The organism is Caballeronia sp. INML3B, assembly GCF_023631305.1.
Classification (GTDB): Bacteria; Pseudomonadota; Gammaproteobacteria; order Burkholderiales; family Burkholderiaceae; genus Caballeronia; species Caballeronia turbans.
Map to the genome: position 1 here is coordinate 377,565 of NZ_JALQDI010000040.1, position 23,122 is coordinate 400,686.

At 61.7% G+C, this 23,122-nt stretch carries 37 protein-coding genes; 11 read left to right on the plus strand and 26 right to left on the minus strand.

Annotated features, from left to right (window positions below):
• Nucleotide 1: 1 nt before the first annotated feature.
• Together NCS58_RS17360 and NCS58_RS17365 are read left to right on the plus strand one after the other, a co-directional pair.
• On the plus strand, nt 2-1,471 hold the full coding sequence (locus NCS58_RS17360) for a M20 family metallopeptidase (RefSeq protein ID WP_061115836.1): 1,470 nt from the start codon (nt 2-4) through the stop codon (nt 1,469-1,471).
• A 181-nt stretch (nt 1,472-1,652) separates the two neighbouring features.
• Nucleotides 1,653-2,762 carry a malate/lactate/ureidoglycolate dehydrogenase gene (locus NCS58_RS17365; protein WP_061115835.1) on the plus strand — a complete coding sequence of 370 codons (1,110 nt, stop codon included), beginning with the start codon at nt 1,653-1,655 and terminating at the stop codon, nt 2,760-2,762.
• Between the two features lie 57 nt (nt 2,763-2,819).
• Here the strand turns inward: NCS58_RS17365 and NCS58_RS17370 are convergent, their stop codons facing one another.
• Nucleotides 2,820-3,716 carry an NAD-dependent epimerase/dehydratase family protein gene (locus tag NCS58_RS17370; RefSeq protein ID WP_061115834.1) on the minus strand — a complete coding sequence of 299 codons (897 nt, stop codon included), beginning with the start codon at nt 3,714-3,716 and terminating at the stop codon, nt 2,820-2,822.
• A 156-nt stretch (nt 3,717-3,872) separates the two neighbouring features.
• Between NCS58_RS17370 and NCS58_RS17375 the strand changes: the two genes are divergently transcribed.
• Nucleotides 3,873-4,265, plus strand: coding sequence for a RidA family protein (locus tag NCS58_RS17375; protein ID WP_061115833.1), 393 nt, complete (start codon nt 3,873-3,875; stop codon nt 4,263-4,265).
• Between the two features lie 3 nt (nt 4,266-4,268).
• Here the strand turns inward: NCS58_RS17375 and NCS58_RS17380 are convergent, their stop codons facing one another.
• From NCS58_RS17380 to NCS58_RS17395, 4 genes are all read right to left on the minus strand, one after another.
• Nucleotides 4,269-5,966 (minus strand): acid phosphatase, encoded by a 1,698-nt coding sequence (locus NCS58_RS17380; RefSeq protein ID WP_061115832.1) that lies wholly within the window; start codon nt 5,964-5,966, stop codon nt 4,269-4,271.
• A 256-nt stretch (nt 5,967-6,222) separates the two neighbouring features.
• Nucleotides 6,223-7,017: a sulfite exporter TauE/SafE family protein gene (locus tag NCS58_RS17385; RefSeq protein WP_061115831.1), complete on the minus strand. Its 795-nt coding sequence runs from the start codon at nt 7,015-7,017 to the stop codon at nt 6,223-6,225.
• A 43-nt stretch (nt 7,018-7,060) separates the two neighbouring features.
• On the minus strand, nt 7,061-8,149 hold the full coding sequence (locus NCS58_RS17390) for a site-specific integrase (protein ID WP_250538750.1): 1,089 nt from the start codon (nt 8,147-8,149) through the stop codon (nt 7,061-7,063).
• A gap of 31 nt (nt 8,150-8,180) precedes the next feature.
• Nucleotides 8,181-8,378, minus strand: a complete 198-nt coding sequence (locus tag NCS58_RS17395; RefSeq protein WP_250538751.1) for an excisionase — start codon at nt 8,376-8,378, stop codon at nt 8,181-8,183.
• A gap of 107 nt (nt 8,379-8,485) precedes the next feature.
• On the opposite strand from NCS58_RS17395, the gene NCS58_RS17400 reads away from it, so the two are divergent.
• The gene (locus NCS58_RS17400; protein ID WP_250489936.1) at nt 8,486-8,710 is read left to right on the plus strand and encodes a hypothetical protein; all 225 of its coding nucleotides are present in this window, start codon (nt 8,486-8,488) and stop codon (nt 8,708-8,710) included.
• 4 nt (nt 8,711-8,714) lie between these two features.
• Nucleotides 8,715-9,323, plus strand: a complete 609-nt coding sequence (locus NCS58_RS17405) for a DNA ligase (protein WP_250538752.1) — start codon at nt 8,715-8,717, stop codon at nt 9,321-9,323.
• A 32-nt stretch (nt 9,324-9,355) separates the two neighbouring features.
• Here the strand turns inward: NCS58_RS17405 and NCS58_RS17410 are convergent, their stop codons facing one another.
• The 21 genes from NCS58_RS17410 to NCS58_RS17510 all read right to left on the minus strand — a co-directional run bounded on the left by NCS58_RS17410 (nt 9,356) and on the right by NCS58_RS17510 (nt 20,188).
• Nucleotides 9,356-9,598, minus strand: a complete 243-nt coding sequence (locus tag NCS58_RS17410) for a hypothetical protein (protein ID WP_250538753.1) — start codon at nt 9,596-9,598, stop codon at nt 9,356-9,358.
• Nucleotides 9,591-9,854, minus strand: coding sequence for a hypothetical protein (locus NCS58_RS17415; RefSeq protein ID WP_250538754.1), 264 nt, complete (start codon nt 9,852-9,854; stop codon nt 9,591-9,593). The genes NCS58_RS17410 and NCS58_RS17415 overlap by 8 nt, the downstream gene beginning before the upstream one ends.
• Nucleotides 9,851-10,363, minus strand: coding sequence for a hypothetical protein (locus NCS58_RS17420; protein WP_250538755.1), 513 nt, complete (start codon nt 10,361-10,363; stop codon nt 9,851-9,853). Before NCS58_RS17420 ends, NCS58_RS17415 begins: the two co-directional genes overlap by 4 nt.
• A complete protein-coding gene (locus NCS58_RS17425; protein WP_250538756.1) occupies nt 10,360-10,959 on the minus strand; it encodes a hypothetical protein in 600 nt (199 codons plus the stop codon). The genes NCS58_RS17420 and NCS58_RS17425 overlap by 4 nt, the downstream gene beginning before the upstream one ends.
• 2 nt (nt 10,960-10,961) lie before the next feature.
• Nucleotides 10,962-11,132 carry a hypothetical protein gene (locus NCS58_RS17430; RefSeq protein WP_250538757.1) on the minus strand — a complete coding sequence of 57 codons (171 nt, stop codon included), beginning with the start codon at nt 11,130-11,132 and terminating at the stop codon, nt 10,962-10,964.
• Between the two features lie 10 nt (nt 11,133-11,142).
• Nucleotides 11,143-11,784: a hypothetical protein gene (locus NCS58_RS17435; RefSeq protein WP_250538758.1), complete on the minus strand. Its 642-nt coding sequence runs from the start codon at nt 11,782-11,784 to the stop codon at nt 11,143-11,145.
• 16 nt (nt 11,785-11,800) lie between these two features.
• Complete coding sequence (locus tag NCS58_RS17440; protein WP_250538759.1) at nt 11,801-12,088, minus strand: hypothetical protein; 288 nt, start codon at nt 12,086-12,088, stop codon at nt 11,801-11,803.
• A complete protein-coding gene (locus NCS58_RS17445; protein ID WP_250538760.1) occupies nt 12,085-13,317 on the minus strand; it encodes a phosphoadenosine phosphosulfate reductase family protein in 1,233 nt (410 codons plus the stop codon). The genes NCS58_RS17440 and NCS58_RS17445 overlap by 4 nt, the downstream gene beginning before the upstream one ends.
• A 9-nt stretch (nt 13,318-13,326) precedes the next feature.
• Nucleotides 13,327-13,521 (minus strand): prefoldin domain-containing protein, encoded by a 195-nt coding sequence (locus NCS58_RS17450; protein WP_250538761.1) that lies wholly within the window; start codon nt 13,519-13,521, stop codon nt 13,327-13,329.
• Nucleotides 13,518-14,267 (minus strand): site-specific DNA-methyltransferase, encoded by a 750-nt coding sequence (locus tag NCS58_RS17455; RefSeq protein ID WP_250538762.1) that lies wholly within the window; start codon nt 14,265-14,267, stop codon nt 13,518-13,520. Before NCS58_RS17455 ends, NCS58_RS17450 begins: the two co-directional genes overlap by 4 nt.
• 93 nt (nt 14,268-14,360) lie before the next feature.
• On the minus strand, nt 14,361-14,582 hold the full coding sequence (locus tag NCS58_RS17460; protein WP_250538763.1) for a hypothetical protein: 222 nt from the start codon (nt 14,580-14,582) through the stop codon (nt 14,361-14,363).
• Complete coding sequence (locus tag NCS58_RS17465) at nt 14,582-15,571, minus strand: phage Gp37/Gp68 family protein (protein ID WP_250538764.1); 990 nt, start codon at nt 15,569-15,571, stop codon at nt 14,582-14,584. The genes NCS58_RS17460 and NCS58_RS17465 overlap by 1 nt, the downstream gene beginning before the upstream one ends.
• Nucleotides 15,568-16,110, minus strand: coding sequence for a hypothetical protein (locus NCS58_RS17470; RefSeq protein WP_250538765.1), 543 nt, complete (start codon nt 16,108-16,110; stop codon nt 15,568-15,570). The genes NCS58_RS17465 and NCS58_RS17470 overlap by 4 nt, the downstream gene beginning before the upstream one ends.
• Nucleotides 16,111-16,177: 67 nt before the next feature.
• Nucleotides 16,178-16,324, minus strand: a complete 147-nt coding sequence (locus NCS58_RS17475) for a hypothetical protein (RefSeq protein WP_250538766.1) — start codon at nt 16,322-16,324, stop codon at nt 16,178-16,180.
• Nucleotides 16,325-16,344: 20 nt separating this feature from the next.
• A complete protein-coding gene (locus NCS58_RS17480) occupies nt 16,345-16,545 on the minus strand; it encodes a hypothetical protein (RefSeq protein ID WP_250538767.1) in 201 nt (66 codons plus the stop codon).
• Nucleotides 16,546-16,654: 109 nt separating this feature from the next.
• Nucleotides 16,655-16,957, minus strand: coding sequence for a hypothetical protein (locus NCS58_RS17485; protein ID WP_250538768.1), 303 nt, complete (start codon nt 16,955-16,957; stop codon nt 16,655-16,657).
• Nucleotides 16,954-17,583 (minus strand): lambda exonuclease family protein, encoded by a 630-nt coding sequence (locus tag NCS58_RS17490; RefSeq protein WP_250538772.1) that lies wholly within the window; start codon nt 17,581-17,583, stop codon nt 16,954-16,956. The genes NCS58_RS17485 and NCS58_RS17490 overlap by 4 nt, the downstream gene beginning before the upstream one ends.
• A gap of 1 nt (nt 17,584) precedes the next feature.
• Nucleotides 17,585-18,385, minus strand: coding sequence for a phage recombination protein Bet (bet, locus tag NCS58_RS34370; RefSeq protein WP_409241825.1), 801 nt, complete (start codon nt 18,383-18,385; stop codon nt 17,585-17,587).
• A 123-nt stretch (nt 18,386-18,508) separates the two neighbouring features.
• A complete protein-coding gene (locus NCS58_RS17500) occupies nt 18,509-18,850 on the minus strand; it encodes a hypothetical protein (protein WP_250538773.1) in 342 nt (113 codons plus the stop codon).
• 1 nt (nt 18,851) lies between these two features.
• A complete protein-coding gene (locus NCS58_RS17505) occupies nt 18,852-18,992 on the minus strand; it encodes a hypothetical protein (RefSeq protein ID WP_250538774.1) in 141 nt (46 codons plus the stop codon).
• Between the two features lie 374 nt (nt 18,993-19,366).
• A complete protein-coding gene (locus tag NCS58_RS17510; RefSeq protein WP_250538775.1) occupies nt 19,367-20,188 on the minus strand; it encodes an XRE family transcriptional regulator in 822 nt (273 codons plus the stop codon).
• A gap of 3 nt (nt 20,189-20,191) precedes the next feature.
• Here NCS58_RS17510 and NCS58_RS17515 point away from each other — a divergent pair, with 3 nt between their 5' ends.
• The 6 genes from NCS58_RS17515 (at nt 20,192) to NCS58_RS17540 (ending at nt 23,031) form a co-directional block, all read left to right on the plus strand.
• The gene (locus tag NCS58_RS17515; RefSeq protein WP_250538776.1) at nt 20,192-20,425 is read left to right on the plus strand and encodes a YdaS family helix-turn-helix protein; all 234 of its coding nucleotides are present in this window, start codon (nt 20,192-20,194) and stop codon (nt 20,423-20,425) included.
• Nucleotides 20,426-20,579: 154 nt separating this feature from the next.
• Nucleotides 20,580-20,963: an XRE family transcriptional regulator gene (locus tag NCS58_RS17520; protein WP_250538777.1), complete on the plus strand. Its 384-nt coding sequence runs from the start codon at nt 20,580-20,582 to the stop codon at nt 20,961-20,963.
• Nucleotide 20,964: 1 nt separating this feature from the next.
• Nucleotides 20,965-21,147: a hypothetical protein gene (locus NCS58_RS17525; RefSeq protein ID WP_250538778.1), complete on the plus strand. Its 183-nt coding sequence runs from the start codon at nt 20,965-20,967 to the stop codon at nt 21,145-21,147.
• Nucleotides 21,148-21,255: 108 nt separating this feature from the next.
• A complete protein-coding gene (locus NCS58_RS17530) occupies nt 21,256-21,558 on the plus strand; it encodes a hypothetical protein (protein WP_250538779.1) in 303 nt (100 codons plus the stop codon).
• Between the two features lie 2 nt (nt 21,559-21,560).
• Entirely contained in the window at nt 21,561-22,403 is an 843-nt protein-coding gene (locus NCS58_RS17535; protein WP_250538780.1) for a hypothetical protein, read from the plus strand.
• The gene (locus NCS58_RS17540) at nt 22,390-23,031 is read left to right on the plus strand and encodes a DUF6475 domain-containing protein (RefSeq protein ID WP_250538781.1); all 642 of its coding nucleotides are present in this window, start codon (nt 22,390-22,392) and stop codon (nt 23,029-23,031) included. The genes NCS58_RS17535 and NCS58_RS17540 overlap by 14 nt, the downstream gene beginning before the upstream one ends.
• Nucleotides 23,032-23,122: the final 91 nt, after the last annotated feature.

Sequence of the window (23,122 nt, forward strand, 5' to 3'; positions counted from 1 at the left end):
CATGACTAACGGCGACAGCACGCAACACGACGAAGCAGTACGGCTCGATTCCGCCGCGCTGCGCGAGTTCGTGGATCGCAAATGGAACGACGAGATCGTGCCCGCACTGACCGACTACATCGCCGTGCCCGCGAAGAGCCCGATGTTCGATAGCGACTGGGCGCGCCACGGCTTCATCGAGCGCGTGGTCACGGATGCGGTCGACTGGATCAACACGCAGCCGGTGAAGGGTCTCAAGGTCGAGATCGTGCGCCTGCCCGGGCGCACGCCGGTCATTTTCTTCGAAACGCCCGCCACACGCGCCGGCAGCAACGAGACGGTCGTGCTGTACGGCCATCTGGACAAGCAGCCGGAGTTCGAAGGCTGGCGCAGCGATCTCGGCCCGTGGACCCCGAAGCTCGAGGACGACAAGCTCTACGGCCGCGGCGGCGCTGACGACGGCTATGCCACCTACGCCAGCATCACCGCGCTCGCGGCGCTGGATGCGCAGAACGTCGAGCGGCCGCGCTGTGTCGGCATCATCGAGACGTGCGAGGAATCGGGCAGCTACGATCTTCTGCCTTACATCGACGCACTGCGTGACCGGCTCGGCGATGTCGGCCTCGTGATCTGTCTCGATTCCGGCGCGGGCAACTACGATCAGCTGTGGCTCACGACGTCGCTGCGGGGTCTCGTCGCGGGCGATCTCGAAGTGCAGGTGCTCGAAGAGGGAATCCACTCGGGCGGCTACGGCGGCATCGCGCCGTCCACTTTCCGCATCATGCGGCAACTGTTCGAACGCCTCGAAGATGCGAGCACGGGCAATCTCTTGCCGGAGAGCTTTCACTGCCCGATTCCGATGCTGCGCCGGCGCGAAGCTGAAATGACCGCGCGCATCCTCGGTGACGATGTCTGGAAGAAGCTGCCGTGGAGCTGCGGGGCGGACGGTAGCAGCGTGCTGCCGACGACGACCGATCCTCGCGAAGCGCTCCTCAATTCCACCTGGCGTCCGTCGCTCACCGTGACGGGCGCGGCGGGCCTGCCGCCGCTCGCGGACGCGGGCAATGTGCTCGCGCCGCGCACGGCGTTCAAGCTGTCGCTGCGCCTGCCGCCGCTCGTCGACGCGGCCAAGGCGGTCGTGAAGTTGCAGCGATTGCTCGAAATGGATCCGCCGTACAACGCCAAGGTGACGTTCAAGCCGGAAGCGGGCGCCGCGACGGGCTGGAATGCGCCGGACCTCGCGCCGTGGCTGCGTTCGTCGCTGAATGAAGCGTCGAAGCGCCACTTCGGAGCGGACGTCGCGTACATCGGGCAGGGCGGCACGATCCCGCTCATGAACACGCTCAAGGAAGGGTTTCCGCGTTCGCAGTTCATGGTGTGCGGCGTGCTCGGCCCGAAATCGAACGCGCATGGACCGAACGAATTCCTGCACGTTCCGTATGCGAAAAAGCTGACGGCCTCGGTTGCGGAAGTGATTGCGGCGGCGCCCTGAATCTCGATCGACCGGTCGACGGTATGGAAAGCCCGGTCTGTCCGGGCTTTTTTTGGCCGGTTTTCAGCGATTTCGTAAAAACAAACTGGTAAGGCCAGTTGATCGTCTGTAAAGTGATAGGCCCGCGCGTGCCTCGAAATTCGAAACGCGCGAGCCATCAACTACGGAGACGAGTGCCGCAATGAATGCATCCCCCACGTCCACCCCTTATGCCACCGAACAGCGCATCGCCGCCGACACGCTGCACGCCTATGTCCGCGCGATCTGGGAATCAGCCGGCAGCGCGCCGCGCGAGGCGGAACTGGTCGCGGACCACCTCGTGATGTCGAATCTGTCGGGTCACGATTCGCACGGCGTCGGGATGATCCCGCGCTACGTCGCGTCGCTCGGCGAGGGCCAGTTGAAGCTCAACACGCACGCCCAAATCGTGCGCGATGCGGGCGCCGTGCTGACCGTCGATGGCCGCAAGGGCTTCGGGCAAGTGGTCGCCTACGAAGCGATGGAACATGGAATCGAGCGCGCGAAGAAGCTCGGTGTGTGCGCGGTGGGCTTGCGCAATGCGCATCACATCGGGCGCATCGGTCATTGGGCGGAGCAGTGCGCGAAGGCGGGGCTCGTGTCTTTCCACTTCGTGAACGTCGCGGGCGATCCGCTCGTGGCACCCTTCGGCGGCATCGACCGGCGTTTCGGCACGAACCCGTTCTGCGCAGCCTATCCGCGCGAGGGCAAGAGCCCGCTCGTGCTCGACTTCGCGACCGCCGGCATCGCTTACGGCAAGACGCGGGTGGCGTACAACAAGGGCGTGAAGGTCGCGCCGGGCATGCTGCTGGATCACGAAGGCAAGCCGACCATCGAACCGAAGGTGATGCACGAAGAGCCGTTCGGTTCGCTCACGGCGTTCGGACTGCACAAGGGTTCGGGCCTCGCCGCGTTGTGCGAGATTTTCGGCGGGGCGCTCTCGGGCGGCTATACGACGCACGAGGAGACGCTGGAGAAGTCGAGCGCGATCATCAACTGCATGACCTCGGTGATCGTCGATCCGAACGCGTTCGATGCCCCCGCCGCGCAGGCCGAGGCCGAAGCGTTCCTCGAATGGATGAAGGCTTCGCCGCGGGCGGCGGGCGTGGACGCGATCTACGCGCCGGGCGAGCCGGAGGAGGCGCGTCGCGCGGACCGCACGGCGAACGGCATCGCAATCGATCCGACGACGTGGAAGCAGATCCGCGATTCCGCGACGAAGTCGGGCATGCCGGAAGCGGATATCGAGAAGTTTGCGGCTGCGCTGAAGTAACGCGTGATGTCGCACGCGCGGCAAATTGGTCAAGCCAATTTGCCGCGTCATCGGCGATCAGGCGGCCATGTCGTCATCGATCCATTTGATGACGGACGTGCGTTTCGGCTGCCAGCCGAGCGTCTCGCGCGTGCGCTTGCTGCGCACGCGGCTGTTCGAGCCGAGACCGTACGACGCCATTTCATAACCCCATTCCTTGATCGCTTCCTCGAGCGGCCAGTCTTCCGGCCCACGCAGTTCGAGGGCGCGGGCCATGGCGGCCGTCATGTCGCGGAACTGCGCCTCGCCGCTTTCGACGAAGTAGAAAGTGCCCGCCGGCGATTTTTCGAGCGCGAGGCGGTAGATATCGACGACATCGTCGATATGCACGTTCGACCAGATGTTCAGGCCGCGTCCCACGTGGCGCACGATGCCGCTCTTCTTCGCCTGACGCTCCAGTCGCGGCAACTGCACGCTTGCCGTATTCGGGACGGCGCCGTGGCCGTAAATCAATGTGTTGCAGAGCACGGTCGAGCGCACGCCGCGTTTTGCGGCATCGAGCACCAGTGTGTCGATCGCCACGCGCGGCGCCTTGTCGGGCGTCGGCTCGGGCAGGTCGTCCTCGGAGTAGATTTTGTCCGATGCCTCGCCGCCCGACGCATCGCCGACGATGCTCGATCCGCTCGTATGCAGGAACGGCTTGTTCGTGCCTTCGAGCGCGCCGATCAGCGCCTGGACGGCGCCGCGATGATCGCTGCTCGCGGCGTTGATGACAGCATCGGCGGCGCGCGCCTCGGCGGTCAGCAAGTCGGTGTCGTCCAGGCTGCCGATCACCGGTTCGATGTTCAGGCGCTTCAGGTCCTCGGCCTGTTCCGTGCGCCGGATAAGACCGCGCACCCGATGACCGTCACGCGCGAGGCCCGCCGCGATCGAACCGCCGATAAACCCGCCCGCGCCAGTGATGAAAATGTTCATGTTTGTGCTCCGTTGAATGTTCGAACTACGATGAGCACAGTATGAGCCGCTTGGACTCTCGCAAAAAGAGCGATAGTCTCAAATGAAACTTGACTCCGAATCAATAATCCGCCGTCGACGCCCATCTCACCGTTTGTCACTCCACCCGAACCGACGATGCCTCCGATCGAAACCATCAACGCTCCCGGCCTGCCGATTCCGGCGGGACACTACAGCCACGCGACCCGCGCCGGCAATCTCGTGTGCGTGTCCGGCCAGTTGCCTATCCGTCCAGACGGCACGCATACGGGCGATCTCCCGTTCGAAGAGCAGGCTGAACAGACTCTTTCGAATCTGCGCACCGTGCTCGAAGCGGCAGGCGCGAGTCTCGCAGACTGCATCGAAGTGACCGTGTATCTCGTCGGCGTCGATCATTGGAAAGCGTTCAACGAAATCTACGCGCGCCACTTCGGCGCGTGGAAACCGGCGCGCGCCGTCGTGCCGGTCGGCGCGCTGCACTACGGCTATTTGCTGGAGATCTCGGCGCGGGCCTGGATCGAGCGCGGCTAGCCGCTACGCAAGGTCCAGCGATTTCGTCAGGTCGCCGAGCGGCGCCTGGCCGTTCGCGGCGAAGGCACGATCCCGTGAGGCCACGCCGTCGAGCGGTGCCAGGTCATGCACGCGCGAGATGAAGCGCAAGATCGAGTTCGTGTCGTACACGGTGTGATCGACGTAGCCCTTCTTCGCGAACGGGGAGATCACGAGCGCCGGAATGCGCGAGCCCGGGCCCCAGCGATCGCCCTTCGGCGGCGAGACATGGTCCCACCAGCCGCCGTTCTCGTCGACGGTGACGATCACCACCGTGTTTTCCCACTGCGGCCCGCGCTGGATGTGCTCGATCACGTTCGAGATATGCCGGTCGCCGGAAGCGACATCCGCATAGCCCGCGTGCATGTTGAGATTGCCTTGCGGCTTGTAAAAGGTGACGGCGGGGAGGCGGCCCGCGTCGATGTCGGCGAGCAGCTTGTTCGTCGATGGATCGTCGCCCAGACCCGCGTCGCGCAGATGCTGAGTGCGCGCGGCGGTGCCCGGTGCGTAGTTCGCGAAGTAGTTGAACGGTTGATGGTGATACTGGAAGTCCGGCACCGCGCCGGTGTCCCGGTGCTCGAGCGCGTATTGCCAGGCGCCGCTGTACCACGCCCAGTCGATGTTCCTGTCCGACAGGCGATCGCCGATGGTCGCGTAAGTCTGCGGCGGCAACACGAGCGCGTTCGCCCGGTCCGCGTAACGCGGATCGCCACCTTGCGGGGGCGGCACATTGCTCGGCTGATAGGGCGGGAACATGGTGTTGACCGCATAGCCATCGGCGGTGAGCGCCCCGTCGCGCACGAACTTCGGCGGACCTTCGAGCGCCGATTTCGGCGAATCGGGCGCGAGTTTGAGGCGCGATCCGGTGGGGTCGTCGCCTTCGATCACTGCAAGCAACTTTGCCGCCGGACTGCCTTTCGCGTCCGGATAGAAGGGCGCCTGCGCCGAGATCAGGAAAATATGGTTCAGCCACGAGCCGCCGAATGCCGACATGAAAAAGTTGTCGCAGAGCGTGTATTGCTGCGCGAGCCCCCACAGCTTCAGCGTCTCAGGCGAGTTCTGGTAATGGCCCATCACGAGGCCGCCCGAGTCGCCCCACGCCGCGAACTGATTATTACGACCCGCGTTGATCTGCATCTGGTTCTGATAAAACCGGTGGACCAGATCCCGCGTGATGACCGAATTGGGAAGCGGCGCCCCGTTCGCGTCCATGATCTGGAAGGGCGCGTTGCGCAGACCGGTGATCTGCTGCTCGGAAATCGCAAAGCGCTTGCCGCCGACTTCCTGCGCTTGCGGCACGAGCCCGCCCCAGATTTTCGGGAGCGTGGGCATGGGCGTGAGGCCGTCGCGATCGAGTTGCGTGTACTGCGACGCGGGCACGGCTGAGAGCGGATATTGCACGCCCGGATAATTGCCGTAGAGATTGGTGAAGCTGCGGTTCTCCGCGTAAATCACGACGATGTGCTGAACCTTCGCCGTGAGCGTGCGGTCGAGTGCGACATCGGCTGCGGTTTTAGGCGTGGACGGCTTGTTTTCGAACAGGTTGCACCCGCCGAGCGACAGTCCTGCGAGACCCACGCCAGCCGCAAGCAGCCGCCGCCGCGCGGGGTCCGCCGGCGCGTCGCCGGCTGGCGTATCGATGCTGGAGGGAAGCTCGTTCTGCGGATGGTCCTTCTCATTCATCGCCTGACTCCTCGTGAACATGCCGCACACGTCCCATGACGCGCGCCCGCATTATCGACGCCGAAAGATGACGCGCCCATTACCCGGCGCCCCGGCCTGGCCGCTATGCTGCTCGCGGCTCAACTGAGTGGGCATGATGCCGCATCGCCCCGCAGCGCGAAACCCGGCCAAACGGCATAGGAGAAAAACAGGAACATTGTGCGAATCGGCCTATGTCGTTCGGCCGACTGGAAAGCGCGAAGCAGCGTGACTAACATCAACTGAACACGAGCTTTGCTCCGACGAGTACCAGCGTCGCGGCAAGCACGTGACGCAGCAGCGCTTCGGGCGCCCTCGAGGAGAGCATGCTGCCGATGGCAATGCCCGGAATCGAACCCACGAGGAGCGAGGCGAGCAGGGCCCAGTCGACCGAGCCGAGCATCCAGTGGCCGGCGCCGGCAATCAGCGTGAGCGGCACCGCGTGGGCCACATCGGAGCCGACGATGCGCACCGTCGCGAGACGCGGATACAGCAGAAGCAGCACGGTCACCCCGATCGCGCCCGCGCCCACGGACGTAATCGAAACCAGGACACCGAGAATCGCGCCGGTGAGAACCGTCCAGGCGGCGGTGCGCACGGGGTGCTCGGGCCGGCCACGTCCCTTCTTGTACGCGAAGCGGGCGAGTTGCGGCCGAAAGACCAACGAAATGGCGGTGATGAGTAGCGCCGTACCGAGTATCAGCTGGATGAGCCGCGCGGTGTCGCGCGATTCAATGCCGTGCGCGTGCAGGAAATACAGTGTGATGGCCGCCGCCGGCACGCTGCCCGCGGCGAGACGGCCGGTGATGCGCCAGTCGACCGAACCCTTGATGCCGTGCACGAGCGTACCGGCGGTCTTGGTCGCGGCCGCGTAGAGCAGGTCGGTGCCGACGGCGGTCGCCGGGTGGATGCCGAACAGCAGGACGAGCAGCGGTGTCATTAGCGAACCGCCGCCCACGCCCGTCAGGCCGACGAGAAAGCCCACCGCGAGCCCCGAAGCAGAATAAAGTAAGTCGATATGCGGAAATGACATGCAGTCCGCCCGCAAACCCTTGCTGGGCGGGGCCGTTTAAAATTCATCCAAAATTCGTCCGAATCTCTACCCACTGCTGACCGCGGACGTCCTTGTACAGTTCGGTCATTGCCGCTGACCGGTGACCCAGAATCGCCTGGGCGAAATCCTTACCTATCTCCTGCGAATACAGCCGGGCCGAAAGCGATCGGATCTCATGAAAGCTCGTCGGTGTTGCGCCCTCCGGCGTCTCAATCTGCGCCTTGTCGCGCGCCTCGGCAAACGACTCGGTCAGTGTCCCCGGCCGCAAAGCGGTCCCCGCCTTCGAATGGAACCGTCCGACCTGAAAGTGGACAAGATACTTGCTCACGACCGAGTCGCGGCACTGACTGATCAAGCCTTCCAGCGTGTGCCCGGCGACGCCAACTGTCAGGGGAATCTTCAGCTTTGCGCCGGTCTTCGACTGCTCGACCCACAGATAGCCGTCCTTCGCGTCGTCGAACCGCATCCGGCAGATGTCTTCGCGGCGCTGCCCGGTCAAAAGGGCTAAGAGCATAGCATTCTTCAGCCACTGCTCGCCTTGCTCGTACACGCGCCAGAAATCGTCGATCTGCAGGCGCGCGCGTGTCACCTTCACTTTCGGCGTAAGTACGGCATCGACGGGATTTTTTTCGACAAGGCCGTTCAAAATCGCGTCGCGGAAAACGTCTTTCAGTCGCGTTCTGATTCGAACTGCCATCGTCGCGCCGCGGTTTTCAACTGCTGCCTTAATCATGTCTGCGGCGTCTTTCGGTGAAAACTTGTCGATCTGTTTTTTCGAAAGGTCGCTCGCTCGTATAGCGCGGAGCTGCGATTTAATCGCACTGACCGTATTAATTTTTCCGACTGCATATTCTTTTTCGTATGCATCGCAATGAGTGGCCAGAGTGATCGCACCTTGCTCGTCCGTAATGGACAGTAAATCGCGTTCCTCTTTTCTTCTGGCGAGTTCTAGATTCGCGCGCTTCACTTGCCTGATCGCCGACTGGAGATCGGTCCCGAGTCCGACGGTTTTTCCGTTCTCGGGATTTCTGAACCAGAGGTACCCCGTGCTGTTCTGATACAGGTTTGCGGGCCAATTACGGCGCGCGGCCTGTCTTCTTCTCGCGTTCATCTTCTTCCTCTTTTCTCGCCAATACCGCCTGTTACAGCATTTTCGCGAGCATCTCCGCGTCCTTATCCACGTATTCTGCATTCGGTTCGACGAAATACGCGCGCCCGATTTTCCTCGGGTACGGACGAATCAAGCCATCGCTCACCCATTTTGCGAGCGTGTTGCGATGCGGCTTCCGGTCTCCGAACGTGATCTCGCTCCATTCGGCTAACGTTATCAGTCTTGGCATGATAGTTCTCAAGGGTGCGCGTTACGCGCAAGATTGCACCGGCGTTCTCTGAACTGCCTCATGGCCCGCTCGTTGCTCAGAGAGTTTCAAGGTAGAAGGAGACAGCCATGAGCTACGGAAACCCTCACGAACTGCTCGAACTCGTTTCAAGCGCGCTGCCGCCGCGTAACGAACGGGGCCACACAGGGCAAGAGGACTTCGAATACTTCTGCGCATACACCGGCCTCCGGAAGGAGAATGTCGGGGCCGATGCGTTTGCATGGGCGAAGCTCGCCTTCCTGTCTGCGTGGAGACGTCGAACCGATGCCCTTGCCGAGCATTCAATGCAGTGACTTGATGCTCGCCACGCTCGGGAAGCGCCCGTTCAATGATGCGCATTGGATCTTCGAGCTCAAGTACGACGGATACCGCTGCCTCGTGCGCAAGTCGGGCGGCTTGGTCGAACTCTTGAGCCGAAACTGCAATCAGCTGGGTGGCTCGTTTCCCGACGTGGTCGCGGCGGTCGCGGGCATCCCAGGCGATTTCGTTCTCGACGCTGAGCTGACCGTCGACGAGCCAAACGGCCGGTCGTCGTTCGAATGGCTGCGCCGCCGCGCTGTTACGAAGACGGCCGGCGCCGTGCGAGCTGCGGCCGCTCGCCATCCCGCGCGCCTTTACTTCTTCGACGCGCTCTGTATCGGCGACGAAGATCTTCGCGGCCTGCCGCTCGAGGAGCGCAAAGGTCACCTGCGCGACCTGTTCGACGATACGAAGACGATGATCGTCGCCACCGGCATAGTCGGCGAAGGCCGATGGGTTTTCGATCAAGCTGCGGCGCATGATTTGGAAGGAATGGTCGCCAAGCGGCTCGACGCGTCGTATCAACGCGGCCGGTCCCGCGATTGGATTAAGGTCAAGAACCCGGATTACTCGCGCCGCGAGGCGCTTGGTTGGGGAACGGTCTGAGCGCGTCCCGCGCATGAATCGGATGTTGCGGGTCACGCTGCTTTCCTTGCTGTCATCGGTGGCGTCGACCATTCGAATTGACAGCAGCGGCAGTGGTGGACGATATGATCGCGCTGCGCGGTAGCGCTCCAGCAGCTCACGGACACGAACCGGCTCATGAAGCCGTCGTATTTCTTCGCCTGACGCTGCTCGCCCTTCGGCCAGAAGCGGCGCATAACATCGGTGCTGCCACACTTCGTGCACGGCAGGTCGCACGGATTCTTTTGATCAGCCACGGTTCTTCTCCTCGCCGCTCTGCGCGTCTATCAGGCCACGGATGGCTTCGTCGATCTCTACCGCGCAATGATGTGCGCCAATGTGCACGCCGTAACCCAGCATCGTTCTGACACCTGCACGTTCAGCGCGCGCCTCACAAAGTTGCTTGGCCCGCTCCAACGTCCGGCGCTCGACGGCTCGCACCAGTCCGATAAAGTCATATCCGTCAATGTCGTTGAACTCATCGATCACGTCGGCAATTTCAGCGTCAGTCACGATTTCCCTTCCTCCCCGGATTGCCTTGCTCGGTCGATGTCGGCGTCGAGCGGATCGCTCGGCAAGGGCATCCAGTGTGTCGGCTGGTCGGGTTCCGGGTCTGCATCGCTCAGAAGCTCGTCGGCCCAAATCCATAGCGCCCAATCTGGTCCCTCCGACCATTTCATGCGCGCCTGTTCGCCATTGAACGTCCAGACTTCACGGTCCTTCGGCGCAGTCTCGATCTGCTGCCACTGGCTTGCATCATCCGGCGCGGGGTGGGTGAATAGCTTCGTTCCGTGTTGCATATCCTTGTCGAAGATCTTGATGTCCCAGACGTCAAGCCCAGAGTACGTCGTGCGTCGAATGATCTGAGCGACCGGCTCCTTCCTCTCCGCCAATACGCGTATTTCGAGGGCGCGCACACCTTCGATGATTCGCACGCCGTTGAGGTTGGGACAGCCGTCAACGCGCAGCGGAATGCTGATGGCGCGTCGCTCGAATTCGTCAAGGATTTCGTTATCAGTCATTTGCTGGCTCCCTTGGTACTCAGTGAATCAATGTGCTTCATGGCATTTCGCCACCGCTCCGCATCAATCCTGTCTTGCTCTGCGGACTTCAGTTTCTCGCGTGCTCCCTTTAGCACTACACGAGCCTCGTCAACGTACTCATCCTCGCTACGAATGACGTTTCCTTTCTGCCGCTCGGTCAGCGCAAACAGGACTTTGGCGAGCACATCTTGCTCTGCGGACTGGGCGAGAGGTGCGGCGATTTCCTCGCGCATCCATTCGCAGAATTGCTCGAACGATGCGCCGGTGCGAACCTCGTTGAAAATCGCGCGCCATTCGCTTCCTATCACCGCCTCTTGCTTGTCGCTCGGAGTGGCGGTAGGGGCGGCGAACAAGTTAGCCAGAACGGCAGGCGGCAGCTTGGACGCGAGTTCGCGGAATTCCGATGCAACCCGGTTGGCAACTTCCATCAATTTTTCTTCCGCCACCGGTTCATCTGAGAGAGGGGCGGGGGTGGCGAGAAGCTTTCGCGCGAACGCGAGCGCCGCTGCGGATACCGTGAAGTCGCCATTCACTCGGCATTCATTCCACAGCGACATGATTTGTTCGTCAGTCATGGTCACTCGCCCCAGTAGGTCATGTCTTCGTCCACCGCGTCCTCCGGGGATGTATCCGGATGGAGGCCGAACAGAGATTCCGCAGACGTGCGCGCGTCTTCTTCGGCAAGGTCAGAACGATCGATATATCGCTTGACGGCTCGTTCAATCCATTCGTCTTTCGTGATGGTCATTTTCGAATCCTCAACGTAGTTTTTGCGAATAGTGAATATCGCGCTCAAGCTCGGCAATCCGCTCGGTCAGTTCTTTCATCGTGGCACTGATGGATGCGGAGTATTCTCGGCGACCGGCCTCAAGTCCCTCGCTGTAGCCGTCATGGTGGCCTTCCTGATAGCGTTGCTTCAGTTCATCCGCCTCTTGCTTGTCGCTCGGAGTGGCGGGAGGGGTGGCGTAAATCGGCACATAGCCATCTTTCCGATTCTTGAGAAGCTCCGTCCCCGCCGAATAGGCAATTGTGCTTTTAAGACGGTCGAGTACATCAGGGCGCATCCATGCAAATGGTTCTTGCTTGTCGCTCGGAGTAGGCGCGGCATGCCGCTTGAAGTTATCGGCGATAGTTTTCAGTGCAGCGATAATCCCGTCATGCTGCCCCCTGTAATACGTGCCAGCGGGAGGTGGATTGAACGCGTCAACCATGCCGTATGTCTCTTTCAGCGCTTTGTCGAACGCCACAGGTTCATCTGAGAGAGGGGCGGGGGTGGCGAGAAGGGCGCGGGCCTCCCATCCGGCCCATGCAGCGTCGCTTCCGTCCATGCGGCCGATCGCTTCACCTTCCTTTTTGAATGACCACTCGCTGAATGCTTGAAACTCTGCTTTCTTGTCCATTATCAGTCTTCCAAAGTTAATCGCTAAAGGGCGGGGAGGAAACGCAGCCCAGATCTCGCGGCGTCGCGAGCCGCGCGCGGGCCGACACGTTGCCGCGGATGTATGTGTTCTCGCGCGCGCATTGCTCGGCGCCGTCGCGGGTGCGCGAGCGGACGTACATCGTGTGCGTCTTCGTCTCGTAGTTGATGCGGCGGCTGACCTCGACGACCCAGATCTTCACGGGTCGAGTCGACCAATAGCCGACGGCGTCGAATCCGCCGTCGAGAAGAAGCCGAAGTTCTTGCTGGGTCGTTGGTGCGTTCATGCATCCTCCTCGCTGAAAAGCCGCGGCTGCACTGCGCCGTTCGCATAGACCACGTCGAGAATCACGTCGCCCGTCGGCTCGTCGCCTTCCCATCCTTGGGGCCACGTCTCCGCGGCGATCAGCGCGCGGATCCGCGCCTCTTCCTCTGCGTCGATCAGGTTGATGAGCGGTCGGCCAGTCTCGCGCGCGGCGCGATTGCACTCGTCCTGAATCGACAGGATCCGATCGAGGCCCATCAGGCGAGCATCAAACGTGAGGGGGCCGAGTCGTTGCGGGTTCTTCGCGTACGATCCGTCCTTCAGCAGTTCGAGGCCCGGCTTGCGCAAGCGATGCTGCGGCTCACGCAGTTCGCGCCACAGCGGCTTGATGCCGCGCAGCGGCGCAAGATACGACCAGTTCGGGCTGCGCAGCACGGTTTCCAGCGCCTTCTCTTCCTGCGCGAGCGGGCAGCCGATGCAGCCCGTTCGAGCGTTCAGTTCTTCTGCCTCGTCGCCGCCGTACGCGTCCGCGATCGCTCGCGTCGACCAGTCGCCGAATTCTTCTTCGGGCGCCCAGTGGCGTAGCCATTCCCACACGTGGCACACGCGCCAATGAAGCAGGGGCGCCAGCGTCGCGATTCGGCCACGCAGGCCGCGCGCGTTCGGCAGAACCTGCTGATACCAGCCCTGTCCGCACTCGGCGCCGTCCTTGCCGCAGCTCATCTCGATTCGGCGATCGCGGATCGCGCTTTCGCCCTGGCGCACGCCGGTGATCATCAGAATCCCGCCGTCGATCCCATCGAGGCGCTGCCGCAGCGCTTCTTCCATCGGATCGATCTTGATTTGACGGGTGCACCAGCGCAGGGTGTTGTTATTCGGCGGCGGAACGCCACGCCCGAGGATGTAGACCATGAACCGCTTGTCCATCGGCGCGCGCACGACTTCGATCGTGATACCGCGCTCGCGCAGCTCGTCCATGATCTTCTCGGCCGAGATAGCGAGCGGCGAAAGTTCCTGTCGGGTGTCCGCATAAAACACGGTAAGCGTCTTCGGCCGGTTGATCTTCCCGGTATCGAGCAGCCAGCAGATCACTGTGAGCGTCGCCGTGCTGTCCTTGCCGCCCGACCATGCGATGCCCCAGTGATCGTGATCCGGGCCGTAGGCCTGCATCGACTGGATCGTGAGTTCGATCGACTCGGTCATCTGCAAGCGCTGCGCGCCCGCCGCGAAAATGTCTGTCTGAAGTTGCATCTCGGTCTCTCAGGCGGCTTTGTCGCCGCGCGCAATAGGTGTTTCGCCAATCCAGACCGTGACGCGCTCGCCGGTTATGTGCGAGAGCACTTCCACGAAGGCCACGCAAGCGGCGTGGATGAGGGCGTCAGTGGCTTTCTTCGCGCGGCCGAGTTTGTCGAGTGCTTCGAGCAGCGCGAGGTAGGGGTGGGATAGGCGGATCATGCTGACTCCAGAAAATCGACCTGACGCGAGCGCTCATCCAGCAGCCCGACGTAATCCGGATTGAGCTCGCAGCCGACGAACTGTCGCCCAAGCTGGCGCGCTGCGATGGCTGTCGATCCGCTGCCGAGGAATGGATCGACGACGATCCCGCCGGGTGGTACCGAATACGAGATCAGCGGCGCCAGGATGCCGAGCGGCTTCTGCGTCGGATGCAACGCGCGTCCATGCTCATTCGCGACATCGATCACGCTGCGCACGAGACGAGGGCCGCCGTCCTCGCTGACGTAATGCCCGGCTTCGATATGGCCGGTATGCGTCGGGCGCGTTTTGCGACGCGCAGTCTTCGCGCGGGCATCGTTCGTGAACTGTGGGTCCTTGTGGAGATCGGCCCACGCCCCGCGATAGAAATGGATGGCATGCTCATGCACGCGGCGGAAGCGATCGGCGTGGAATCCCGAGCCGTTTTGCTTCTCCCACACGATGTCTTGCGCGTACTTAAAGCCGTGCGCGTCCATCTCGTCGAACAGCGTCGCGACGAATCGCATGCTGCCGAACACCCAGATGGAGGCAGAAGGCTTCAGAACGCGTGCGACTTGCACGAGCCAGCCTTCGCAGCGCCGATCCCACGCAAGGCTCGTGTCGCCGTAGGGCGGATCGGTGATACACGCATCGGCGAATGCTGCGGGCCACGTTGCCATGACCTCCCGGCAATCTCCCGCGTGCACCTTGTTGAGCAAGTCGCTCATGCTGTCCTCTTTAATCGTTATCCGGCGCAGGGCGCCGGGAAACCAGTATTTCGCCCGTGGTAGGATTTGCGCCTACATCCGGAGCCTGCTATGTCACGCCATCCGATCAGAGTCGGTGATGTCGAAATCCGAGTTGCAGTGCTGCCATTGCGAAGCGGTGGCTTCACCTACACGATCGTGGAGATAGATCACAGCGGTCAGGGCGTGATCGAAAAGCGATACGACAGCGGCCTTCGTTTCGAGTCTGAAGACGAAGCATTCAACGGCGGTGCGTCTGATGCTCGACGTCGTGCCGCGAGGATCGGCGGCCAGCACTAGGCGGCCTCCGGAAAATCGTCGTGCGTCACGCCGTCGAGTACGCGGCCAGCGGCCTTCTTGCCGAAGCACCAGACGTCCGGTTCATCGTCGCTGTGCATTTCCATGCTTTCGCGCGGCGTCACCGGGCGCATGTCCCACGAATTGGCCCACCACCACGCGGCCTGCTCGGTGCGCTTCATCGGGCCCGGGGCGTTTTCGCCTGGCGCCCACTCGCCCCATTGCTTGAAGAGGAACGGCACGCCAGCCTGTGCGCACTGGTCTCGGATGTCGCGCGCCCACACGGGATGCATCGGGCGCGCGTCGCGGCCGCTTTCGCCGCCGACGATGATCCAGTCCAGCGCGGGGAGGTCGGGCGCTGCGTTGCCGTTGTCGTCTTCGCAGTCGCGGGTGCCGGTCAACGGGTAGATCTCCGAGTGGCCGTCGATGTCGATGCGGCTCAGGTCGACAGGTCCGAGCAGCGGCTCCATCGACAGGAAGCGTCGACGCGCGGGCGTCATGAGCAGCTTCGGAATGTCGCGATCAGCTTCTTCCTGATTTACGATCGTCGCGCCTAGCCAGACGTTATCGCGCGCGCCGAGCCATCCGATCGTCGGCAGCATCCGCCGTACGTTGCCGATGCGCTTCGTCAGCAGCAGCCAGTCAAGATTCGGCGTGAGTTCGATCAGATCGAACAGATCGCGGCGCCACTGCGGATCCACTTCGTTATCGAACACGTCCGCGAGCGACGCACAGAAGACGCGCTGGCGCCGGCCGTGCTGCGCGAAGAACTCAGCGTGCGCCTTGTTCCACTGGAGCGGCTTGCGCCAGTTCGCCGGCGACGTGCGGCGCCGCGGCGCGCCCGGCCCCCAGTTGATTGCCGTGCCGCCGGAGTAGCGCGCATTCCGCGTCTCGGCGTAGCAGTGATCGCAGCCCGGTCCGACTTTCTGGCAGCCTTCCCATGGATTGAACGTGTGATCCGTCCACTCGATCGAGCTATTCCCGCTCATGCTTTCTCTCCGGTTGCCTTGGCACGCTTGCGGAACGCGGCGAGTTCTTCCTTGTAGCTGGCCTTCGCTTCCTTTTTCGTCCGGCACCAGCCGCCCTGAACGTCGCGCGTCCAATAGTCGTAGCGGCGGAACATGCGGTATTCAGTGATCGTCACGACGCCGTAACGCTCGTCGCGCCGCAAGTCTCGGCGGGTCTCGTACTCGGGAAGGCGGAGGCCGCACAGGAATTCGCCGAACGAGTTACCAGCGCAACCGTCCGCATCGAGATAATCCTCGTAGCGCGTGCGCTTGGCCGGTTCTGGCAGCGCGGCGAGTGCGGCCTGGTGTCCCGCATCGGTGGCAGCGAATACGATGTCGCCGTCTGCGAGAAAGCGAGGCGACCGGCGGCGCTCCATCAGCCCGGCGCGCTCGAGCGCTTCAAGGTGCGGCATATCTGTGTGCCCGTCGCCGGCGACGAAGTGATTGCGGAACGACTCGCGGCGGTCCACGCGCAAGCCGAGCGTGTGCTGTAGCAGTTCGATCTGATACGGCGTGGTCATGGTGTCCTCGTTCTTGTTCGAATCTGAGTTGATGACGCTGCTCCTGTCGCACGCGTCATCGGTTTATCTAGTGCGGTGCAGGCCACTTGATGCCCCGGCGAGCCTCGTCGATCGCCTTCATGGAGCGCTTCGTTTTCTTCGCGCCGTGGATGAACAAGCAGACGAGGGTGGCGAAGAACATCCATATCGCTGCGATGGCGAGATAGCCGGTCATTTGGTGAGCCTTTGCGGGAGTTACTTGGCGCCGACGTTCAAGTAGGCGAACTGGCGGGCGACGCTCGGCGGCACCCAGAGTTTTCCGATTGCGACCTTGACCGGCTGGCGCGGGAGCTTCTGCAGCCGTCCCGCGTTGCGCGCGGCGAGGCGCTCGACAGGAGAGAGCAGGGACGACGTGTCGACGTGGCGCAGATCCGTATTTCGAGCGGGCGTTTTCATTGCATGAACCCCGGAGAGAGGATGACGATCAAGGTCGTCGTGAAGCCGACGAGTGAGGCGACGAGCACCGCGCCCTGAAGCGCCGCTGCTTTTCTGATTTCCACAGTGCTCACGCTGCGCTCCCGAGCCGTTCGATGGCTGCCTCGACAGTGCCGCGGCGCACGCGCAACAGCGCCGTGCACTCCGCGCCGATCAGGTCGCTGGCGACACGAGCGAGAGCGTCCGCAACTGCACTCAGGTGCTCAATCGTCGGTTGATTCGTCTTGATCAGTGCGTTCGCGCTTTCCAGAAGCGCGCGTTTGTTTGCGATCTCGCTCATAGAGTGTTTCCTTCGTGAAGTTGCCGCTTCGCCTCTAGGTAGGCCGCATGCGCGGCCTAACCTGAACTCGTTCACATCAAAGCGTGCTTTCACGATGCAATCCTTTCGAGCCGATCAATCATCGCGTTGGCCTCGGCTTCGAACTGGAGCAGCCCCGGCAAAAGAACCTCTTGGATGAACTCTTCGTCGCGCTCGACCCGTTGGTGATACAGCCTGAAGCGTTCGTTCTGCCGCGGGTCATAGCTGATGAAGACCGCATACTTGCGGCCCGTCACGAGGAGGTTCCCCTGCACTTGCGGACGGTGATCCGGCGACATGCCGTTGAGCCATGTCTCGATGTGCACCTGCTCGTCATGCGGGCACTTGATTTCGATGATTCCGTCTTCGCCAATCAGGCCGTCGCAAGATCCGCCGATGAAGGGGTAGTCCGGATGCGTCACGAAGCCCGTCTCGGTCACGACGTCGCCGGACTCGACTTCGTACGCCTCGCGGGCGAACTGCTCCACGTCTGTTCCCCACCTGAGAGACAGCGCGCCGACCGAGTGCTTCGGTGTGCCGCTCAGGCGTTCGAACACGATCTCGCGCATGTAGCGTTCGCGGGCCGCCGTAGGCTTTCCCGCCTTAGTCACGCTGATGACGTCTATGAAGCGGGAGGCGGTGATCTTGCCTGCGCGCTGCGCAAACCATGCCTCGGTTCTTTGCTCGATTTGCTCGCTCATCTCATTCACCCTCGTTCACGGTCACGTCTTCAGCCCCTGCCATCGCTTTCAGGCGATTCAACTCGCCAGCGCCAATCGCTTTTCGGTCCATCGCTGTCAGCGCGTCACCGTTCGCGAGCGGGCCGCCGGCCCATGCTTTCGCGAGCGCGTCCTGTCCGCCTTCCTTCGCAATGAACTCCAGCTCGGCGATGAGAACTCCGTGACGCTCGGTGCGCTCTGCTGTCGGCCGTGCTGCAGCGGCGGTCTCAGCTGGCGTGCGCTTGACTTCATGCGCCGGGCCCATGTCAACGATGCGCTCGGCTTCGTCTTGGTCGTAGATGCCGACATAGCCAAACGCGAGGCGCGCGCACTGGATCATTGCCTTGTGGCGAAGCATCCGTTTCGGGTGCGACGTCCACGGCCCGGTGCCGCGCTTGCATTCCTCCATGTATTCGGTGACCTTGATCGGGTGCGACCGGTCCTTGCGGTGGATGATGCAAGTGCACGACTCGGCGTCCTGCTCGAAATCGAGGCCATCGAACTGCGGGTGCTCGTTGATGATCCGCGACCAGCCGTCGACGCCGACGACCGGGACGATGCCGTTGTTCTTGTCCGGAAAGGCGTAGATCTCTTTCGTCCAAGGATTCAGGCCGTATTGCGTGGCGACCACGAGCAGGGCGCTCATCTGTGCGTCGCTCACTTGCCCCTTGAAAGCGGTCGCCTTCAGGATGTCGAGCACTTCCGGATTGGCTTCGAGGCCGAAGCGTTGCGCCAGCTTCGAGGCTAGCGTGGTGGTCATGTTGCTTGCGACGATGTTGCTCATGGTTTCTCCTTGCCCCAGACTCAGCGGGGCGTTATGGGTAAGTACTCCTACGCACAAAGGGCTGAAAAATAAGCGCTCTTGGAACGCTCATCGATCAAACCTCTGTCGCTCGTTACTGCAAATTCAGAGTGCTTTCGACTCGGCGATCGCGATGTCGATGCAGTCGCAAAGCAGGGCGCCTTTGATCATGCCGCGCAGCTCAGCGCCAAGCTTCGTTTCGTCCGAAAAGACCTTGTGCTTCAGCAGCGCGACTTCGGTTCGAAGCGTTGTGATTCGCTCAATTGCGATGATGAAATCCTCATCGCTAAGGTTCGCGATCCGCCGCTCGTAAATCTCGTCGGACCTTTTATTGACGTATTCGCCACGCTCAAGGCTAGCGGCCTCTTCGCGGTCCAGTGCTGCAAGCTCCTTGTCGATCACGAACTCGCCGGCCCGCGTCGCAAGAAAAGGGGTTACTGCTCCCATATCAACCTCCTTCTCGTTGGTCTCGCACGCCCGGTGCGATGATGTTCAGCGCGGTCTCGCGCAGCAGGTGTTCGGTGAGGGCACCGGCGCCGCCTTCGGCGAGCCGGCGCAGCTCGAGCAAGTCCTGTGCTGCCTGTGACATCTTGGTCTCCGTGTTTTAGCGGTGCGTCAACTCGTGGCGCACTGGTAAAACCCTGACTGTTACCTCGCCACAGCCAGTGGGCGCCTTTCGGTAGCCGCTCATCAGGCAGCCATTTCCGGTACTTTTACGTTCTGCCGTCCGGGCCATGGGCAGGGCGATTACACGCCTATTCATCAGTCATCAGTGTTAAAGAGCGTTCGGCTTTCGCCGCCGCGCTGTTCGTTCAGCGCATGACTCGTACTTTATACAAGTCGTGCTTGCAATGCAAGCGTCTCTTGCATAAGTGGGCGCAAAAAAGCCCGCTCAAGGCGGGCGTTGCAACATTTATTAGAAGACTGAGACTATCTGCGTCCCGGTCGTGTTGTATTTTTGCATCACATGCGTGATTTGATCTTTCTGGCCGGCACCGGGTGCGCTACGTAATACATCCACGTGATTTCCTCAGGCTGGTAGGTCTGCGTGTCCTGAGTGTTGTAGCTACCCAGCCGGATCCCACCACGGCGCGCCAAGAGCCGCTTCAGCATAGTCTCGCCGCTCGACAGGCGAACGAGGACATCGTCCTCTAATTCCGGCTCGGTCTCCGGCTCCACCAGGGCGAACTCGCCCGGGTTGTACCGCGGCACCATCGAATCACCGACGATCGGCACTAAGAATGCATGGGGATCGCTCGTCGCGATCTCTGAATACTTATCTGTTGCTCCCACCGGGAAATCCCCATCAGTCCAAATTCGTTCAGGCAAGCCACCCTGCGCACGACCCACCACAAAGACGCGCCGGAAGTTCTTTGTGTCAACCGAGTAGCGCAGAGGAACCGGAGGATTTCTCTCCGAATCGGTACTTTCTGCGTCGCTATCGACAAAAGGTGTACTAGCTTGACCCGATTTTACGTCAGTTGATTCCCCGAATAGAAGGTATTCCTTGGTCGTTTTCAGTGCATCGGCTAGTCCCTGTATCCGCTTAATACTCGGTTTTGTCTTCCCGTTCTCCCATTGTTGGACCGTTTGCCACGAGACGCCGAGAACCGCCGCCAACCCTTCTAGCGAAAGATCGGAAGCCGAACGTAATTGCTTGATTCGCTGATGAATGTCCATGGGCGAGATGCTAGGCGCAAGTGTTCCTTGTGCCAATACAGTTTTCGCTTGCAATGCAAGCGCTGCTTGCATAGAATGTGTCTTGAGCATTTCACTTTCATCCACGCCATGACGACCAAGAACGAATCCATCGAGCGCGCCATCAGCCACTTCGGGTCGCTGTCCGCGATGGCTCGCGAGCTCGGCCTGTCCAGCTATCAGGTTATTCAAGAGTGGCGCAAGAACGGGCGCGTCCCTCCCGAGCACTGCTCCGCTGTCGAGCGCGCTACCGGGGAGCGCAGCGAGGCTCTCAACGGCCGCATCGACTGGAGCTTCTACCGAAGATCCAAGAAGGCCGCCTGACTTCATCTGGCGACGCGATCGCATCATCGAACGAAAACGCTTCTGAGTAAGTTTCATGCAGTACCTAGGGGTCAACGACCCCTAAATTTGGCAACAGGGGTAACCAGTAATCCAAGTAGTAACACGATTGTATTTTTCTAAGTGGAAGGAACTGATGCAGACACAACAAACGCCGCACAAGGCCGCTGCACAAGCACTTCAGCGCGATGGCGTCTCGGATGCACCGCGCTTTCTGCCTGACGAATTGATCGCTCAATGCGGATCTTTCCGTGATGCCGTGTGGCTCGCCTGGGAAAACAGGTCGATTCGCGGCATGACGAAAAGGACGCTCGCGGAAGTGTGTGGGCTGTATGCCCCTCACGTCACCAATATGGTGAACGCGCAGGCGTATGACTCGAAGGGGAAGAAGCGGGCTGACTTGCCGGCGGAGAAGGTCGACGAGTTTGAGCGTGTGGTAGGCAACCGGGCGATCAGTCAGTGGTTGGCGGACCGTGCCGAGTTGACCATTTTGGAGAGGATGATCGCCAACAAGAGGTGACATGACAGACGAGGAAGCGCTGGCGAAGGTAGACGGGGCCATAAAAGCAGCACAGAAACGAGTCGGAAACGACCAAAAGGCGATACGGGAGGATCTCAAGCAGCAACGGGAAGCCGACCCGATCCTGTTCGAGGCATTCAAGCAGATCGGGCAGCTGATGCAGCAAACGCAGCAAGGGCATTGAACGATTCGCCGGCCTCGTGCCGGCGATCGAGATGGGATGAATCGACACACAAGCGGCTTCTTAGGGAGGCTCCTTATGTTCCGATTTAGTAGTCCTACAGGGGCACCCATGAACCAAGAGCATTACAGCGCGCGCTCCGGGCGCCGCGTCTCCGACACGCAGTCGGAGTCTTTTCACTCGCTGACCGTCAAGCAGCTCTGCCACACCCAGCAAATGGTGATGGACTGCTTCGACGCGGACGCGACTCTTCTCACGCGCGAGCAAATCGCCGCGCAGACCAATCTGAAGCTCTCCAGCGTGTGCGGCCGTGTCCGCGCGCTGATCGATGCCGGCCGCCTGCAGGTTCGCGGCTCGGTTCGCGATCTGCACACCGGTAAGCGTCAGGAACTCCTCGGCATGCCCAAGGCATAACCATGGCTGGCGACTGGATCAAGATGCGCAGCAACCTGTGGGATGACCCCCGCGTTGCGCGCCTGTGCGACCTCACGGATGCGAATGAGGCGACCGTGATCGGCGGGCTGTACTGGCTCTGGTCCACCGCCGATCAGCACTCTGAAGACGGATGCATGCCGGGCCTCACGCCGCGCTCGATTGATCGGAAGACTGGCATTCCCGGCTTCGCTGCGGCTCTGATCGAGATCGATTGGCTTGAAGACGATCCGCAGGGCGTCGTGCTGAAACGCTTCGAAGAGCACAACGGCGCATCTGCGAAGAAGCGCGCCGTTACAGCAAAGCGCGTTTCCGCACATAGGGGTAACGCTGATGTAACGCAAGCAGCGTTACAGGAAGAACAGGGAAGCGTTACAGGTGCGTTAGCTAGAGAAAGAGAAGAGGAAGAGAAGAATAAAACCATAGGTTCTAACAGCGCGTCTGGTGAATCGGAAGGGATCGCGCAAGCGAATTCCGGAACGCGCGCTGTGGACCTTTCCGTCGCCATGCGCTCCTGCGGCATTCAATCGAACCCGAGCGATCCCCGTCTGCAAGCTCTCGCAGAGCAAGGCGTGACGGCTGAGACGGTTCGCGCTGCCGCCGAGGAAGCGAAGCGCACCAAACCGAACGAGCGCATCTCGCCTGCCTACGTGGTGGCGATCGTGCAGCGCTGGGCCGACGACGCAGCGCGCATCAGCGCCGCCGGCGCACAAGCACCGATGCGCGCACCTGCTGCAGGCCAGAACCGCCAGGAGGCTCTCGAGGCCCGCAACCGATCCATTGCCCTTGAACTCGCACAGGAGGCCGCCGCTCATGCGACCCACTGACCACGCCCAATTTTTTGAACTGGTTGGCAACGTCTACGCGTTCTACCGCCAGGACTATTCGAAGTTCGCCGGAAGCGTCTGGCTCGAAGCGATGAAGCCGTATGACTTCGCGGCCGTCGCGGATGCTCTGAACCGCCATTGCGTGAACCCCGACAACGGCCAGTTCATGCCGAAGCCCGCCGACATCGTGCGCATGCTCGAAGGCTCGACGCAGGACTCGGGAATGGTCGCATGGTCGAAGGTCGACACGGCGATCCGCCAGCGCGGAACCTACGTCAGCGTGGTCTTCGACGATCCGATCATCCATCGCGTGATTCTCGACATGGGCGGCTGGGTTCTGGTCGGAGGGAAGGATGCGGACGAGTGGCCGTTCGTTGCTAAGGAGTTCGTCAACCGTTACCGCGGCTACAAGATGCGCAGCGAAACGCCCGACTACCCGCCGGTTCTCATCGGTATGGCCGAAGCGCAAAACAACCGCCAAGGCTTCGAGAGCGGTGCACCAGTTCTGATCGGAAACGCCGAGCAAGCGAAGCGAGTGCTGAGCGGAGGGACGGAGAAGCCGCTCATCGCTTTCACGCAGATGGTCCCTGCTGAGGCCGCACGCCTTCGACTGGAGGCGTCGGTTTGAGACGAGCGGCACGAGTCGATGGGAACCAGGCGGAGATCGTGAAGGCGCTCCGGGCAATCGGGGCGAGCGTTCAACACCTGCATGCAGTAGG

Coding starts and splice junctions, on each gene's coding strand:
- NCS58_RS17430 (WP_250538757.1), bottom strand. CDS start 11,132: ATGACCATCACGAAAGACGAATGGATTGAACGAGCCGTCAAGCGATAT.
- NCS58_RS17385 (WP_061115831.1), bottom strand. CDS start 7,017: ATGTCATTTCCGCATATCGACTTACTTTATTCTGCTTCGGGGCTCGCG.
- NCS58_RS17395 (WP_250538751.1), bottom strand. CDS start 8,378: ATGCCAAGACTGATAACGTTAGCCGAATGGAGCGAGATCACGTTCGGA.
- bet (WP_409241825.1), bottom strand. CDS start 18,385: ATGAGCAACATCGTCGCAAGCAACATGACCACCACGCTAGCCTCGAAG.
- NCS58_RS17450 (WP_250538761.1), bottom strand. CDS start 13,521: ATGATCCGCCTATCCCACCCCTACCTCGCGCTGCTCGAAGCACTCGAC.
- NCS58_RS17500 (WP_250538773.1), bottom strand. CDS start 18,850: ATGGGAGCAGTAACCCCTTTTCTTGCGACGCGGGCCGGCGAGTTCGTG.
- NCS58_RS17400 (WP_250489936.1), top strand. CDS start 8,486: ATGAGCTACGGAAACCCTCACGAACTGCTCGAACTCGTTTCAAGCGCG.
- NCS58_RS17515 (WP_250538776.1), top strand. CDS start 20,192: ATGACGACCAAGAACGAATCCATCGAGCGCGCCATCAGCCACTTCGGG.
- NCS58_RS17505 (WP_250538774.1), bottom strand. CDS start 18,992: ATGTCACAGGCAGCACAGGACTTGCTCGAGCTGCGCCGGCTCGCCGAA.
- NCS58_RS17525 (WP_250538778.1), top strand. CDS start 20,965: ATGACAGACGAGGAAGCGCTGGCGAAGGTAGACGGGGCCATAAAAGCA.
- NCS58_RS17440 (WP_250538759.1), bottom strand. CDS start 12,088: ATGAACGCACCAACGACCCAGCAAGAACTTCGGCTTCTTCTCGACGGC.
- NCS58_RS17475 (WP_250538766.1), bottom strand. CDS start 16,324: ATGACCGGCTATCTCGCCATCGCAGCGATATGGATGTTCTTCGCCACC.
- NCS58_RS17520 (WP_250538777.1), top strand. CDS start 20,580: ATGCAGACACAACAAACGCCGCACAAGGCCGCTGCACAAGCACTTCAG.
- NCS58_RS17455 (WP_250538762.1), bottom strand. CDS start 14,267: ATGAGCGACTTGCTCAACAAGGTGCACGCGGGAGATTGCCGGGAGGTC.
- NCS58_RS17390 (WP_250538750.1), bottom strand. CDS start 8,149: ATGAACGCGAGAAGAAGACAGGCCGCGCGCCGTAATTGGCCCGCAAAC.
- NCS58_RS17540 (WP_250538781.1), top strand. CDS start 22,390: ATGCGACCCACTGACCACGCCCAATTTTTTGAACTGGTTGGCAACGTC.
- NCS58_RS17480 (WP_250538767.1), bottom strand. CDS start 16,545: ATGAAAACGCCCGCTCGAAATACGGATCTGCGCCACGTCGACACGTCG.
- NCS58_RS17535 (WP_250538780.1), top strand. CDS start 21,561: ATGGCTGGCGACTGGATCAAGATGCGCAGCAACCTGTGGGATGACCCC.
- NCS58_RS17380 (WP_061115832.1), bottom strand. CDS start 5,966: ATGAATGAGAAGGACCATCCGCAGAACGAGCTTCCCTCCAGCATCGAT.
- NCS58_RS17435 (WP_250538758.1), bottom strand. CDS start 11,784: ATGGACAAGAAAGCAGAGTTTCAAGCATTCAGCGAGTGGTCATTCAAA.
- NCS58_RS17465 (WP_250538764.1), bottom strand. CDS start 15,571: ATGAGCGGGAATAGCTCGATCGAGTGGACGGATCACACGTTCAATCCA.
- NCS58_RS17425 (WP_250538756.1), bottom strand. CDS start 10,959: ATGACTGACGAACAAATCATGTCGCTGTGGAATGAATGCCGAGTGAAT.
- NCS58_RS17370 (WP_061115834.1), bottom strand. CDS start 3,716: ATGAACATTTTCATCACTGGCGCGGGCGGGTTTATCGGCGGTTCGATC.
- NCS58_RS17420 (WP_250538755.1), bottom strand. CDS start 10,363: ATGACTGATAACGAAATCCTTGACGAATTCGAGCGACGCGCCATCAGC.
- NCS58_RS17405 (WP_250538752.1), top strand. CDS start 8,715: ATGCTCGCCACGCTCGGGAAGCGCCCGTTCAATGATGCGCATTGGATC.
- NCS58_RS17375 (WP_061115833.1), top strand. CDS start 3,873: ATGCCTCCGATCGAAACCATCAACGCTCCCGGCCTGCCGATTCCGGCG.
- NCS58_RS17365 (WP_061115835.1), top strand. CDS start 1,653: ATGAATGCATCCCCCACGTCCACCCCTTATGCCACCGAACAGCGCATC.
- NCS58_RS17470 (WP_250538765.1), bottom strand. CDS start 16,110: ATGACCACGCCGTATCAGATCGAACTGCTACAGCACACGCTCGGCTTG.
- NCS58_RS17530 (WP_250538779.1), top strand. CDS start 21,256: ATGAACCAAGAGCATTACAGCGCGCGCTCCGGGCGCCGCGTCTCCGAC.
- NCS58_RS17490 (WP_250538772.1), bottom strand. CDS start 17,583: ATGAGCGAGCAAATCGAGCAAAGAACCGAGGCATGGTTTGCGCAGCGC.
- NCS58_RS17445 (WP_250538760.1), bottom strand. CDS start 13,317: ATGCAACTTCAGACAGACATTTTCGCGGCGGGCGCGCAGCGCTTGCAG.
- NCS58_RS17360 (WP_061115836.1), top strand. CDS start 2: ATGACTAACGGCGACAGCACGCAACACGACGAAGCAGTACGGCTCGAT.